Source organism: bacterium (assembly GCA_023382385.1).
Classification (GTDB): domain Bacteria; phylum Electryoneota; class RPQS01; order RPQS01; family RPQS01; genus JABWCQ01.
Map to the genome: position 1 here is coordinate 855,086 of JAHDVH010000001.1, position 14,723 is coordinate 869,808.

Annotated in this window: 14 protein-coding genes; all 14 read right to left on the minus strand. The window is 55.5% G+C overall.

Annotation, left to right across the window (positions count from 1 at the left end):
• Positions 1-9: 9 nt before the first annotated feature.
• The 14 genes from KJZ99_03855 to aroF all read right to left on the minus strand — a co-directional run bounded on the left by KJZ99_03855 (position 10) and on the right by aroF (position 14,570).
• Complete coding sequence (locus KJZ99_03855) at positions 10-570, minus strand: hypothetical protein (protein MCL4305022.1); 561 nt, start codon at positions 568-570, stop codon at positions 10-12.
• 172 nt (positions 571-742) lie between these two features.
• Positions 743-2,737 carry an ATP-dependent zinc metalloprotease FtsH gene (gene ftsH / locus KJZ99_03860; protein MCL4305023.1) on the minus strand — a complete coding sequence of 665 codons (1,995 nt, stop codon included), beginning with the start codon at positions 2,735-2,737 and terminating at the stop codon, positions 743-745.
• Complete coding sequence (cobO, locus tag KJZ99_03865) at positions 2,730-3,308, minus strand: cob(I)yrinic acid a,c-diamide adenosyltransferase (protein ID MCL4305024.1); 579 nt, start codon at positions 3,306-3,308, stop codon at positions 2,730-2,732. The genes ftsH and cobO overlap by 8 nt, the downstream gene beginning before the upstream one ends.
• A 14-nt stretch (positions 3,309-3,322) precedes the next feature.
• Positions 3,323-4,792: a proline--tRNA ligase gene (gene proS, locus KJZ99_03870; protein ID MCL4305025.1), complete on the minus strand. Its 1,470-nt coding sequence runs from the start codon at positions 4,790-4,792 to the stop codon at positions 3,323-3,325.
• A 31-nt stretch (positions 4,793-4,823) separates the two neighbouring features.
• Positions 4,824-5,210, minus strand: coding sequence for a hypothetical protein (locus KJZ99_03875; protein ID MCL4305026.1), 387 nt, complete (start codon positions 5,208-5,210; stop codon positions 4,824-4,826).
• 3 nt (positions 5,211-5,213) lie between these two features.
• Positions 5,214-5,633: a hypothetical protein gene (locus KJZ99_03880; protein ID MCL4305027.1), complete on the minus strand. Its 420-nt coding sequence runs from the start codon at positions 5,631-5,633 to the stop codon at positions 5,214-5,216.
• 11 nt (positions 5,634-5,644) lie between these two features.
• Complete coding sequence (lpdA, locus tag KJZ99_03885; protein MCL4305028.1) at positions 5,645-7,048, minus strand: dihydrolipoyl dehydrogenase; 1,404 nt, start codon at positions 7,046-7,048, stop codon at positions 5,645-5,647.
• Positions 7,049-7,103: 55 nt separating this feature from the next.
• Positions 7,104-8,084 (minus strand): thioredoxin-disulfide reductase, encoded by a 981-nt coding sequence (gene trxB / locus KJZ99_03890; protein MCL4305029.1) that lies wholly within the window; start codon positions 8,082-8,084, stop codon positions 7,104-7,106.
• A 165-nt stretch (positions 8,085-8,249) separates the two neighbouring features.
• A complete protein-coding gene (gene aroB, locus KJZ99_03895; protein MCL4305030.1) occupies positions 8,250-9,833 on the minus strand; it encodes a 3-dehydroquinate synthase in 1,584 nt (527 codons plus the stop codon).
• A complete protein-coding gene (locus tag KJZ99_03900) occupies positions 9,820-10,341 on the minus strand; it encodes a shikimate kinase (protein ID MCL4305031.1) in 522 nt (173 codons plus the stop codon). The genes aroB and KJZ99_03900 overlap by 14 nt, the downstream gene beginning before the upstream one ends.
• Positions 10,332-11,492: a chorismate synthase gene (aroC, locus tag KJZ99_03905; GenBank protein ID MCL4305032.1), complete on the minus strand. Its 1,161-nt coding sequence runs from the start codon at positions 11,490-11,492 to the stop codon at positions 10,332-10,334. The genes KJZ99_03900 and aroC overlap by 10 nt, the downstream gene beginning before the upstream one ends.
• Positions 11,492-12,331 (minus strand): shikimate dehydrogenase, encoded by an 840-nt coding sequence (locus KJZ99_03910; GenBank protein MCL4305033.1) that lies wholly within the window; start codon positions 12,329-12,331, stop codon positions 11,492-11,494. The genes aroC and KJZ99_03910 overlap by 1 nt, the downstream gene beginning before the upstream one ends.
• Before the next feature lie 3 nt (positions 12,332-12,334).
• A complete protein-coding gene (gene aroA / locus KJZ99_03915; protein ID MCL4305034.1) occupies positions 12,335-13,636 on the minus strand; it encodes a 3-phosphoshikimate 1-carboxyvinyltransferase in 1,302 nt (433 codons plus the stop codon).
• Complete coding sequence (aroF, locus tag KJZ99_03920; GenBank protein MCL4305035.1) at positions 13,626-14,570, minus strand: 3-deoxy-7-phosphoheptulonate synthase; 945 nt, start codon at positions 14,568-14,570, stop codon at positions 13,626-13,628. Before aroF ends, aroA begins: the two co-directional genes overlap by 11 nt.
• Positions 14,571-14,723: the final 153 nt, after the last annotated feature.

The following is a 14,723-nucleotide window of genomic DNA, read 5'->3' on the forward strand; positions in this document are numbered from 1 at the left end:
CAAAGCACCCTATCGTTTTCCCAACATGGAAGCGTTTGTTTCGACCAGTCGCACTCGCGGCGGTTCAGCCCCGCGACCAGAGACCTCAAGCGTGTAGCCTTTCCCTAACGGGCAAGTGGTATTGGACATTAAAGGTCCGAAACGGATCGGCGGATCACTCCAACCTCTATGCGTGGCAAACGCGACGGCAACAGACGGCCCTACTTCAGTTCCCGGGCAACCCGTTCGGGAAGCCAGAACCAGAAAGGAATCCGCCCCGCTGGGCGCCACGAAAACATGTCTGCTTTCCCAATTCACAATCAGGGACTCCGTTGAATTACCGGGAGCCGCGATGGATGCCTGACGCACTTTGACGGGCACCTTGGACGTTGCCGCGAGATAGTGAAGCATGGTTTCTCCGCTACCGACATCAATCACAATGCGCTGGCCCGGGGTCGCAACATGCTCGAGCACAGCGTCCTGCCCGGCATACTTGTTGACCTGCACCAGATTGAAATTAATCTGAGTCGAACTACCCTCCTGTGCGGAAGCAAGAGAACAAAGCAGCAAGAGAATCAGGAGCGGATACATGGTATTCATCCTAAGCTTGTGTATTCATGCTATGGGCAAGCAATGTGCCCGACAATTGCCGGGCACAGAGCCCACAAAAAAAGCGGGGCAATGGCAGAGTTGGGTCATTTCCACCATGTAAACTGCAAGGCAGATGCAATCGCGTCGTAGCAAGTTGCAAGGGTGGTTGACCTCAACCGGCCCGATCGAGGTTCTGGCCGACGTTGTCAGGGTCATCTTCGCTCGGCGCTTGCTCTGATGACTCGTGTTCATTTTCGACCGGCGCAGACTCGGTCATATGCTTGGAGTAATCCGTGATGCGGTCCTTACCGAGGAATTCGGCCAACGCGTCACCTTCCAGAATTTCGACTTTGAGAAGCGCCGCCGTCATGTTTTTCAAAACGTCGAGATGAGCATCGAGCAGACTCTTGGCTTCTGCGTAACACGCGTCAATAATCTCGCGCACTTCCTGATCGATTGCTTCGGCGGTCTTTTCTCCGTAGTAATCATCCGCAACCTGAAACGGATTGTCGCGAGGAGTATGCCCACGACGGCGATATACGACCTGTCCGAGCTTTTCAGACATTCCGTAATCCATCACCATCGCGCGCGCCATGGCCGTTACCTGTTGCAGGTCGCTGTAGGCTCCTGAAGAAATTTCCCCGTAGATCAGCTCTTCCGCCGCACGGCCACCCAGCGCGACCTTTATCTTGTCAACAATCTGCTGCTTGGTGATCAGGTATTGCTCCTCGGATGGCAGGTAGAGCGTATGCCCGAGCGTCGCGGTTCCACGCGGAATGATGGATACGCGGTGAATCGGGTCGGTATTGGGAAGTTTCGCTCCGACCAAAGCGTGACCGCACTCGTGGTAGGCGATCTTTTCTTTCGTTTCGGGTGTGAGCACACGACTGCGGCGTTCCATTCCGGTCATCTCGCGATCCACAGCTTCTTCAAGTTCCCGCATGCCGATTTCTTTCATGCCCCGGCGCGCGGCGAGCAAAGCGGCTTCGTTGATCGCATTGGCCAGATCGGCTCCGGCGAAACCGGGAGTTCGCGCAGCAATGACGCGCAGATTAACTTCCTTGGAGACTTTCTTCCCGCGACAATGCACGCGGAGAATTGCTTCCCGGCCATCGATGTTCGGCGGATCCACGACCACCTGCCGATCAAATCTACCGGGCCGCATTAGAGCCATGTCGAGAATTTCCGGACGGTTGGTCGCGGCCATGATGATGACGCCTTTGGAACTTTCAAATCCGTCCATCTCGACCAGCAACGCATTCAGCGTCTGCTCGCGTTCATCGTGGCTCGCCCAAGGGCTTGCCCCGCGTGCCTTACCCAACGCATCGAGCTCGTCAATGAATACGATGCACGGAGCCTTGGCCTGCGCCTGACTGAACAAGTCGCGCACTCGGGCAGCGCCGACACCAACAAACATTTCGACGAAGTCCGAACCTGAGATAGAGAAGAACGGCACATTGGCTTCCCCTGCGACCGCTTTTGCAAGCAGAGTCTTGCCCGTTCCCGGAGGCCCGACCAGTATCACGCCTTTCGGAATCTGCGCACCGAGCGCGCGGAATTTCGCAGGATGCTTCAGGAAGTCCACGACCTCCTTGAGTTCCTCGACTGCTTCGTCAATTCCCGCGACATCCTTGAAGTTGACTTTAGTCGCGCTTTCGACGTAAACTTTTGCGCGCGATTTTCCGAAGGACATCAGGCCGCCTGTCCCGCCGCCGCCCATTCTGCGAATCAAGAAGCTCCACAGCAGGATGATGATTCCAAGCGGCAGCACCCACGCGAAGAAGAAGCCCTTCAGCCAGTCGGAGTCGAAGCGTCCCTCGAACTCGATCCCTTTCTCCTCGAGCTGCTTCACCAGCTCACTGTCATCCACGCGCACAGCCTCAAACGGCATGAGCACGCGAACGCCCGCGCTATCCAGCATAGCTTCGCCACGAATGTTCTCCTGCGTGATAACTACCCGCTTTACGCGGTCTTCGTTCAGCAGCTCCTTAAAGCGTGAATACGAGAGTTTTTCGTACTGTTGCCCGCCCATATATGCCTGCGCGATAAACAGCGCAAGCAGCACGGCCACGAGATACCACAGCGAGAAGTTAAACTTCCGCTGCTGAGCGCTTGTGGACTTCTTCGAAGCGTTATCTTTGTTCTGCGTTTCGTTCAAATCAGTAATCTACCCCGCGTTGCGCGAGGATCCCCCGCTGGTAAGCATGTTTGATTTCAGTCATCTCAGTCACCGTATCTCCGCGATCAATAATCTCCTGCGGTGCTCCGCGCCCCGTGAGGATCAACGTCGTGTGCTTCGGCCGCGCATCGAGCACCCGATGGATATCTTTAACAGACAATAACTCAAGCATCACCGCCACAAAGATTTCATCGAGCAACACAAGTTGATAGTCGCCGCTTGCGAGCCGCTCGATGGAAAATTCGAGAGCTTCCTGCGCGGCTTTCACATGTTGGTCGCGGGGCAAGTTATCATCAACAATCCCGACAAACCCCTTGCCCATGCGATGAAACTCGACCTCAGGCTCCAGCCGGCGGATGGATTTCATTTCTCCATAGGTCCAACTGCCTTTAATGAACTGCACAATGAGCACGCGATGTCCATAGCCCACGGCACGCAGCACGGTCCCCAGTGCGGCAGTAGTCTTACCCTTGCCGTTGCCTGTGTTAATGAGCACCAATCCCGCCGGCGCGTCGCGCTCAGAGGAGGATGTGGAGTCTGCAGCGTCAGTATCTGTCACTTAACGGCCCAGCCTTAATATGCCTTTGCGAATATTACCCGCTGCGATGAGGGCTTCCCCGTCAGCATGCAAGTCCCTGATTCCTTCTCGCCTTCCATTGGAATGACGCGCAACGTGGCCTTGGTTTCCTCCTGCACACGCTTTTCGTCGGCAGTATCACCTGCCCAATGCACAAGGGCAAATCCACCGTCTGCCTTGATAAATTCCTTAAACTCGGCGTAGGACTCTATCCTGCACGTATTCTCGACCATCCGTCTCCGCGCACTTTCAAAGAGATCGTTTTGCATACGATCGAGCAGCCTTGGAATTTCGTGAGCGACACCGGAAAGCGGGTAGGTGTTCTTCTCACGGTTGTGCCGCAGCGTGACCACGCAATTACCTTCGGCCAGATCGCGAGGACCGATCTCCACCCGAACGGGGTAGCCGTAAAGCTCTGCCTCTGCAAACTTGAAGCCGGGCGTTACATTTTCACGATCATCGACACGCACACCTGTGCCATTGGCTTTCAGCTCTTGAACAAGCTTATCCACTGCGGGCATTACCTGCGCGCGTTCCTCGGATTTTTTCGAGATTGGCACGACAATCACCGGCCATTGTGCCAATCTTGGAGGAATCACTACTCCGTCATCATCGCTGTGAGTCATGATGATGGCGCCAATCAAGCGGGTTGAGACGCCCCACGACGTGGCCCAGACGTAGTCAAGCGAATTGTGGTCCGTCTGGAATTGCACGTCAAACGCTTTGGCGAAGTTCTGCCCCAGAAAATGCGACGTTCCCGCCTGCAGAGCCTTCCTGTCCTGCATCATGGCTTCGATGCAATAGGTATCCACCGCACCGGGGAACTTCTGGCCTTCACTCTTCAGTCCGTGAATCACGGGCATCGCCATGTAGTTCTCGGCGAAGTCACGATAAACGCCCAACATCTTGATGGTCTCCGCGACGGCTTCTTCAGCGGTCGCGTGCGCCGTGTGCCCTTCCTGCCAAAGAAACTCGGCAGTCCGTAAGAACAACCTCGTGCGCATTTCCCAGCGATAGACGTTCGCCCACTGATTGATGAGAATCGGAAGATCGCGATAGCTTTGGATCCAGTTCTTATACATCGCCCAGATCACCGTTTCCGACGTGGGACGCAGAACGTAGTTCTCTTCGAGCTTGCCTTTTGGCTTCAGCTTCTTACCACTCTCGTCCGGCTCAAGACCGGAGTGAGTGACAACTGCGCATTCCATCGCGAAGCCTTCGACGTGCTGAGCTTCCTTTTCGAGGAAGCTCTGCGGAATAAGCATCGGGAAGTAGGCGTTGACGTGCCCCGTATCCTTAAACATTTTGTCAAGCTGCCGCTGCACCGACTCCCAGATGGAGTAACCGTTGGGACGAATGACCATGCAGCCTTTGACGGGTGAGTGATCAGCGAGTTTAGCCTCGCGCACGATATCCACATACCACTGGGAATAGTCTTTGGAGCGCGGGGTGATGTTCTTAGCCATTAAGATTCGTAAAGTTCGTTATGTGGTCTGTCTATTTCGCGGCGGCAATCAAGTCACCCGCAAGTTCAATGGACTCTTCCTCGAGCGGGGAGATCAATGAGTCGCGCTGCGCCTGACTTAGAACCGTGCTGTTGCGCAGGTTCTTTTTCAAACTCATCAGCTCACCTTTGCGGCGGTTAATGAGACTTGTGATTTCTTTGCGTTCGACCATGGGCAGAGCGTGCAGGGAATCCAGCTTCCGGCGAAGTTCCGCACGCTTCATTTGCTGTTCGGCAAGAAAACTCTCTGTCACAAATGCAGCAGGGTCGCTCACCTGCCGTTCGGGTTGCGGCTTGGCCTGAGTTTGCGGGGCATCACTCTTTCCGCAACCCAGTGCGAACAGTATTCCGACCAGTAACGGTATCGCCCATTTGTGCATACGTCAGTCCTGTGTGGCCGCGACCGTGACAAGAGCGGCAGTAGAGACAATCGCTCCGGCGATGTAGAAGCCTTTATGCGCATTCTTCCAGCCGGCGCGGTAGCCGTTCTTGAACCCGCTGTTGAACTCTTCCTCGGCTTGAATCGGCGGTTTAGCGGGACGGCGCGGATTAACCACCCACGGCAACCACATGAACGGCACGTTTCCAATGACGCCGAGACCGAACCACCCAAGTTTGCCAGCCTTCTGATCGCCGACTTTGGCACCTTCGTTCCAACCCTGCTCATAGAGCGGCATCACCCGCTGAGGAGCATTCTGCATGTCTATTTGGCCGATCTGGTCAAGAGCGACGCCTGTGCCGAACTCGCCGGCCACGGCAAGCGAAGCGACACTGAGCATCAAAAGTGTGAAAAGAAATCTCATCGCAGACACCTCTACATGTGAATTGCGCGGCCGTCGGCCGCGAGAGCCGCTTCCATCACGGCTTCGGTCAATGTCGGATGTGCATGCACGACTTCGTACAACGCCTCCGGCGTGCATTCGAGCGCACGCGCGAGCGCGAGTTCGGCAATCATCTCCGTTGCTTCAGAACCCACGATATGCGCTCCCAACAATTGACCGTAGTTGCGTTCGAAAATTAGTTTTACCTGACCTTCTGTGTGTCCAATCGCACGAGCCTTGCCGGACGCACTGAAGGGAAACCTGCCGACTTTGTAATCGAGATTCAGCTCTTTGCACTTTTCCTCGGTAAATCCTACGCTTGCAACTTGGGGCTGGCAGTAAGTGCAGCTTGGGTTGTTCGAGTAATCAATGGGCTGGGGATGCTTACCGGCGATGGCGTCGACGCAACAGATGCCTTCATGCGAAGCGGTATGAGCAAGCTGCGGAGCTCCGATGACGTCACCGATCGCGTAATAACCGGGCTGATTTGTGCGAAAGAACGGATCGACTTTGATGAATCCGCGTTCGAGTGCGACACCGGTTTTTTCGAATCCCCAACCATCTACGTTCGCCGCGAACCCAATCGCGACCAAACAGTGATCAGCGGTCAATATCTTGCTTTGACCTTCGATCGAGACATTCACACCGCCGTTAGTCGCTTCGATGCTCTTGACCTTCGTGGAGGTCATGAGATTCATGCCCATCTTCTTGAAGGAGCCTTCGACAATTTTACTCGATTCACCGTCCTCAAGAGGCAGGATACGCGGCTGCAGCTCAATGAGCGTCACTTCCGTCCCCAGTGCGCGATAAAAATACGCAAACTCACACCCGATGGCCCCCGCGCCTACGATGATCAGCGACTTCGGCTGTTGATCGAGCGACATCGCTTCCATGTAGGTGATGATCCGCTTGTAGTCCACAGTGACGCCCGGCATCTTGCGGTTCACGCTGCCCGTGGCGATGATCATGTGTTTGCCGCGAATCTTCTCAAAGACCTTAGTTGGCTCTTTGCGCTCGAAGACTTCGATTTCGTGATCGCCCGAAATGCGGAATCGCCCAACCGGACGGTGAATCTTGCTGCGTTTCGTAAGGAACTCCACGCCGGACGAATTCTTTTCGGAAACCTCCCGTGACCGTTTGATCACTCGGGTCCAGTCAAGCCCATTCACCTTTGCGTCGATTCCCATTTGGGGAGCGACATGCAGGATGTTCTCATAGAGTTCCGCAGTCTTGAGGAGTGCCTTTGATGGGATACATCCCCAGTTGACGCACACTCCGCCGAGCGGTTGCTCATCGACCACACAGGTTTTCAAACCCAATTGCGCGGCGCGCAACGCCGCAACGTAGCCACCCGGCCCGCCACCCAGCACAACAATATCAAATTCAGTTGCGTTCACGATAAACTCTCTCGAAATTTCGGTCAAGTAATTGACGCGAAGTTCATGACTAAATTCAGGCTACTGCCTCTTCAGCAAGTTTCAAGTTGCCGGCGTGGGCTTCAGCTTCCAGCCACTTCTCGGCGTCAATGGCCGCCATGCAGCCTGAACCGGCCGCGGTGATCGCCTGCCGATAGTGATGGTCATGCACGTCACCTGCTACGAACAAGCCTTCGATGTCGGTCTCGGATGAATCCGGCACGTGCAGAACGTATCCGTTGTCGTCTGTTTTCAAGATATCACGAATGATCTTCGTATTCGGTTCATGACCAATCGCGACAAAGAAGCCGTCGATGGGCAAGTCACGCAATTCATTCGTCACAACATTGCGAATGCGCAGACCGTTGACATGCGTCTGCGCGGGATCGGACAGGACATCTTCGATGACCGTATTCCAAATCACTTCGACTTTCGGATTGGTCAGGACGCGATCCTGCATGATTTTGGAGCCGCGAAACGCATCGCGCCGGTGAATGAGATAGACTTTCGAGGCGTGGCGGGTCAGATAAGACGCCTCTTCAAGCGCGGTGTCTCCGCCACCGACCACCGCGACCACTTTCTCGCGAAAGAAGAAACCGTCACACGTGGCGCAAGCTGAAACTCCGCGTCCTTGCAACTTCTTCTCGTTTTCGAGACCGAGCCACTTGGCGGAGGCGCCTGACGCGAGTATAACAGCGTGTCCATACAGCGGCTCGCTTGAACCGAGATTCACTTTGAACGGACGCGAGGACACTTCAATTGAGGTAGCTTCATCTTCCACGAACGTCGTGTTGAAGCGTGCGGCCTGCGCGCGGAAGCGATCCATCAACTCCGGTCCCAGAATGCCTTCGGGAAACCCGGGATAATTCTCGACATCGCTGGTAATCATGAGTTGGCCACCGGGCTGGATGCCATCGATGACGACGGGGTTCAGATTGGCGCGCCCGGCATAGATAGCTGCCGTAAGTCCGGCAGGACCGGAGCCAATAATGATAACATTGTGAACAACGCGGCTCATAGCTAACTAAATTCCTGTATATTAATATCTTAAATGATCGAGCCGATCAGAAAAGGGCCTTGTGACGCAAGGCACAAACTTCGAGCTTAGATTACGGTGAATACTCAACTTACTGAACTTTTTGGCGAAACTCAAGTGGTCGGTTGCGTCGTCGGACGTAACCCTTTAACGGTTGTGGAGACGGGAGGTTTCCGGCACAAGTTGAGCCACCCGATCGAGCGCCCAGCGATACCCGTGAATGCCTTCTCCTTTGACGGTCGCGCGGCATAAGTCGCGAATCAACGAATCATGACGGAAGGGTTCCCTTGCCTCAGGATCCGAGATGTGCACTTCAACAGCCGGGACATTGGCCGCAGCGAGAGCGTCTCGAATTGCCACAGAAGTGTGAGTATAGCCACCCGGATTCAGCACAAAGGCGTCTGCCCAACGGCGTCCCCACTGCAGAAGGTCGACGAATTCGCCTTCGTGATTACTCTGACGCACCATGACTTCCAAGCCCAATTCCCGAGCGGTATCGCCGCACAGAATCAGCAACTCATCATACGTGGCGGTGCCATAAACTGCAGGCTCCCGTAGACCGAGCAAATTCAGATTCGGGCCGTTAATAACGAGCACACGCAGTTTTCGTGGCGACTTGGGATTTGCAGGTGTTCCCTGCTTGACAACCTTGCAGAGCCAATTTGCGCATTCGGCAACGACTGCTGAACTGACATCGGAAGAGACAATCGCCCGCCCCGCGTCTTGCAATAAGATCCAACGCAGGTTCCGCTCCGCCGCCTTCTTGTCCGCCTGCAGCGCACCCAAAAGAGCAGTGGAGTCGCATTCTGCAGCAGGCAAAGGCAGTTTCGACAGCCATCCAAGAAGTTCATCTGCGCGCTTAGGATGAAGGGTTTCCGTGTAGAGCGACATCCAGACCGTTGCTCTCAAACCATAAAACACCGCTTCTCCGTGCCGCAGATTTCCATAGCCAGACGCATGTTCCAGCGCGTGGCCGAAGGTGTGTCCGAGATTGAGCAGCATTCGCTGGCCGCTTTCGCGTTCATCGCGCTCGACGATGCCAGTCTTAACAGATGCCGCTCTCGTCGCGAAGTCCCGAACTTGCTCAGGTGTCCACAAGAGTGCGTTCGGTCCGGCAAGTTCGATTTGCTGCCAAAATTCTCCGCCGGCGATCAGCGCGCTTTTCACGATCTCTGCGGCTCCCGCCAGCAAATCACGTTGCGGCAGAGTGTCTAAAGCAGCGAGAGGCGCCAGCACGAGCGACGGCTGGTGGAACGCCCCAATCAGGTTCTTGCCCAGCGGATGGTTGATTCCCGTCTTGCCGCCTATCGCAGCGTCCACCATTCCCAGCAGCGATGTCGGAACGGCAACCCACGCGATTCCGCGTTGATAGACACTCGCTGCAAACCCTGCGATATCAGTCACGACTCCACCGCCGAGCGCGATGATAAGGTCATCCCGGGCAAATCGATTGATCGCAAGAGCGTCCAGAATCTCGTTCAACCGCATGGAGTTCTTCTGCTCTTCACCGGGTGGCAACACATGCTGCGAACACTCAAAGCTCCTGCGGGTCAACGCGGAAGTCAATTCGGCAAGGTAGTGCAGAGCGACATGTTCATCGGTTACGATTAGGATTCGCGGACGTCTCGCGTGGTAAAACGAATCAATCTCGTTCGCAACCCAGGCAAAGCCGGAAGCTGAGAATCGAATGGGCACGGTTCCCGAGGAAGTCTTCAGTTCAAACGAGTCCATCAATGGTCTCAAAGATCATCAGAGCAGTTTGTCGGGGATCCGGGTCATTGACCGGGAAAGTTAAGGGCGCTTCGTCAAACAGGGCCTTGCGGCGCCCGAGCAGGTCCGCCAGCGTTGCGATTCGCTCGGCAAGCGATTGCCCGTCCGGCAGCAACGGACGCCCGGTCTGATGCAGCGTCCGCGCAGCGATGAGTTCTATCGGTGCATGTAAATAGACCAGCAAGCCGCTTGCACCGATCACATCGCGGTTCTCTTCGCGTTCCAACGCGCCGCCGCCCAAAGCGATCACACTGTCGCCACGCGATGCGGCTTGCACGAGGGAGATGTTCTCAAAATCACGGAATCTTTGCTCTCCAAGTTTAAGAAAAATCGCCGGAATCTTCATTCCGGCGCGTTCTTCTATCAATTGATCCAAGTCGATAAAGGGTTGACCGCGCAACTCGGCAAGCATCGGCCCGATCGTACTCTTGCCCGAACCGGGCAGTCCACACAAGTAGACTATTGCCACGGTGACGGCGGGGTTGATTGAACGTGCGCGCGAATCTCAGTCATCGAGTCACCGCCGAACTTTTCCATAAAGGGGTTCATCAAAGCGATTAGAGTCATTGCTTCGCCGACGATTCCGGCAGCGGGAACAACACAGACGTCACTTCGCTCTCGCAGCGCTTGTACTGCTTCACCGGTTGCCAGATTCACAGAGTCGAGCGGCTGCATGAGAGTGGAAAGCGGCTTCATCGCCACGCGCATGACCAGTCGCTCACCGTTCGACATTCCGCCTTCGATTCCGCCAGCCGAATTGCTCGTGCGCACGACACCATGAGGGGCAGGATACATCCTGTCATGCACCTGACTGCCGAAAACATCAGATACGCCAAATCCCATTCCGAACTCAACTCCTTTGGCAGCGTGAATCGAGAGCATGGCCTGAGCAAGAATGCCATCGAGCCGACGGTCGTAATGCACGTGGCTTCCTACTCCGACGGGCAGTCCATCAACAATCACTTCAAAAACTCCGCCGACCGTATCTTTGGCGTCAACCGCTCGGTCGATGGCCTCGATCATCTGGTGCTCTGCAACCCGATCGCCGCACCGGACAGGGCTTTCCTCTACTCGGGCAAAGAACTCGCTTAACGGCTCGTTCTTTTGCGGCGATGAGGCGGACACTCCTGCGATCTTCACAACATGGCTGTAGACGCGAATACCAAACTCGGCAAAGAACTTTCGACAGACAGCCGCGAGCGCAACACGCATTGCCGTTTCGCGCGCCGAAGATCGTTCAATAACATTGCGAATATCATCATGATGATATTTCATCGCGCCAGCGAAGTCCGCATGGCCGGGCCGTGGACTCGAGAGTCTCTCAGTTTGATTCTGTGTACCCGGATCTCCCACCGCCATCTTGCCCTGCCAATTTTCCCAATCGAGGTTGTCAATAATCAGTGCGAGTGGAGATCCCAGTGTCATTCCGTACCGAACACCCGCAACGATTCTGGCTTGATCCTTCTCGATTTTCATTCTGTCGCCTCGGCCATAACCTCGCTGCCTGCGGGACAGATCAAGCGCGATTTCAGATTCAGAAACTGCAAGTCCTGATGGCAGACCTTCGAGGATACCAGTCAGACTCGGCCCGTGACTCTCTCCTGCCGTCAGCAAACGAATCATGAGTTGCGCAGTTCGGGCAGCAATTCACGCACAGCAATCTCAAGCGGGAACGGCTTGCCGGTCCAGATTTGAAAACTTTCAGCGGCCTGCGCCAGCAGCATCAGCAACCCGTTTTCCGTGACTGTGTTAAAGGACTTTGCGGCTTCCAGAAAGAGCGTCTTACGCGGCGCATAAACCAAGTCAAAGACCAATGCGCCCGCCTTAAATGCAAACGGGGGGTCGAGGGGAAATCCCGGGTGTGCAACGCTTCCGACCGGTGTTGCCTGCACTATCAGGTCGAAGTCTGGGAGACGTTTGCGAGCCTTTGTGTGTGTCAACAAAGTCGGCGCAAAGGGACTTGGCAGAACTGTGGAAACGCGCTCCAGTGCATCGGCCGGCCTCCGCGAAGCCACTGCAATTTCGACAGGAGAAGCGATCTGTGCAACCGCGACCATGCAGGCGCGGGCGGCCCCGCCCGTTCCAATGATCAAAACGCGGTCCGTGCGCGAAACGGATTCAAGTTTTTGCTCGAGGGCATAGCGGAAACCGGCCACATCGGTGTTATAGCCGATTAGCTTGCTTTGTCTGCGCAACAACGTATTCACAGCCCGCGCGGAAGATGCCGTCTCCGAAAGCTCATCGCAAAGGGAGTACGCCAAATCTTTGTGCGGCGCCGTGACATTCAGTCCGTCCCAGTCCACACGAGCCCGCAACAAGAAAGAGCGCGCCAACCTGCGTGGAAAGTCAAAGAGCGTATAACTTCCCGACGAACCCGTTTGCTGAAATGCCCATGAGAAGAGCACGGGAGACAAGCTCGAGGCGATATGCTCGCCAATTAGTCCAAGACGATAGGCCATCTATCAAGTGAGTGATACTGAATTCGGGAAGTATTGTGAAAGTTCCCTGAAAAACTCAGGGTAGGAAATTGCGGCGCAGTCCGCCTGCTGAATGGTCAACTCTCCTTTGGCGACCAACCCTGCAAGCGCAAAGGCCATTGCAATGCGATGGTCGCGCTGCGTATCAATCGCTGCGCCATGCAACTTCGCGACACCACGGATATGCAGGTTATCTCCGCGCACGCTTGCCTTCGCACCCAACGCATTGACATTCTCGGCTATCACCGTCAGGCGATCGCTTTCCTTGAGGCGCAGCTCTCCGACCTGCTCAAAAACGGATTCACCATCAATGGAGGCGGCCAGCACGGCGAGGACGGGAATTTCGTCAATAACTGTGGGCACTTCGGCGGCTTTTACGTGCATCGGTGAAAGTTTACCGGCACGAACTGCAATCGTCCCCATCGGTTCGGCACAAACCATTTCGCTTACCGATGCGGAGACATTGGCTCCGGCACGCCGAAGAATCTCGAACCATCCCGCACGGAGGGGATTCAGGAGTACATTTTCAATCGAAATTTCAGAGTCGGGAACAAGCAGAGCTGCTACCGCCCAGAAGGCAGCGCTTGAAAGATCTCCTGGAATCAGGCCACTAAGTTCAGGTGTATGATCCGCAGTCATTTCGCGCATGACGCTCCAGAAACCATCCTCACTCTGCCGCAGCCCCAGTAATCTTTCTGTGTGATCCCTTGAAGCGAAAGGCTCACGCACTCTTGTCATGCCGCGTGCAAAGAGACCGGCGAGCAACAGCGCACTCTTGACTTGTGCACTTGCGAAAGGCAAGTCGTGTTCTCTGCCCTGCAAATCAGTTCCGAGAATGCGGGCGGGAAGAGTCCCGCCTTTCTGCAAGTCAATCTTGGCACCCATCAGTTGCAACGGCTCAGCGACCCGTCCCATCGGTCTACGGCTCAGCGATTCGTCGCCGATGATCCTCCACTCTCCTTCACGTCCTGCCAGCATGCCCATCAGCATTCTTGCGGTCGTTCCTGAGTTCCGACAATCAAGCGTCATACCGGAGCGAGTGGCCTCACCGCTGATGACAAGCTGATTGCCTTCGCGCTTGACCTGCTTGCCAAGCGTTTCGATGCAAGTTAGAGCAGTCTGGCAGTCGGCGCCGGTTCCGAAGTTCTCCAGCAAAACGGGTCGTGACTCAAGCAGCGAGAAGAGTGCCCGACGAATCGAGACAGATTTGTCACCCGAAAGAGTAATTCGCGCGCGTAGCGGCTGTTCGGCAGCCGTAACTCGCGCGGTTGCGAACTTATTTTCCACGAACACTCAAGGTGCGCCCAACAATCGGGGCAAGACGTGCGAGATCCGAAACAAGTTCGGTAAATTCATCGGGGTCGAGCGATTGATAACCGTCCGACAGAGCCTTCTCGGGATCGGGGTGCATTTCCAAGAGCACGCCGTCCGCGCCGGCAGCGATCGACGCACGGGCCATTGGAGCCACCAAGTCGCGGCGGCCGGTGCCGTGCGAGGGATCGGTTATGACCGGTAAATGCGAGAGCTGTTTCAGGGCTGGAACGATGTTCAAGTCAAGAGTGTTTCGCGTGAAGTCCGAAAACGTGCGAATTCCGCGTTCACAAAGCACGACTTGGTCATTTCCTGCGGCCATGATGTACTCGGCAGCATTCAGGAATTCTTCCAGAGTTGCGGCCATCCCCCGTTTCAGAAGAATCGGTTTGCCCGTTGCCGCGGCTTGCTTCAAGAGCACGTAGTTGTGCATATTGCGGGTCCCGATTTGCAGCATGTCTGCGTGCGCGGCGGCAAGCAGCACACTCTCTTCATCCACAACTTCAGTAACGATCGGCAGACCGGAAACACGGCGCGCTTCCGACAGCAGTTTTAACGCGGCTTCGCCCAAACCTGAAAACGAATAGGGTGACGTGCGCAGCTTAAAAGCTCCTCCACGTAACAGGTGTGCTCCCCCTGCAGCAGCATGCTCCGCGGCAGCAATCAGCTGTTGCGGCGACTCGACTGCGCACGGTCCGGCCATGACGGTCAGTTCGGTTCCGCCGACCGCCACGCCGCGCACACCTACAATAGTATTTGCAGGGTGGGAGCGCCGCAGCACTCGGTAGTAGCTCGGCTGATCCCAGAGCGCATTTTCGACAAAGTGTGAGGGGCGCTCAGACGAGGAGGGCTCGTTGGTCAAGCTGATATTCTTGGGGTCAGAAGTACGGGATTTTGAATCGCGGGGCATATCCAACTCGTGAAAGTTCAAGTCTTACAAAATACGGAAAATCGTTGCCTCAGTCAAGGAAGGAACTCGCCAGACCTTGGGAAGTTTCCCAACACTCGAATTTTAAGGAGTTATAAGCAATGAACTTAACTTTCGGGCAATTCTAACAAGGGA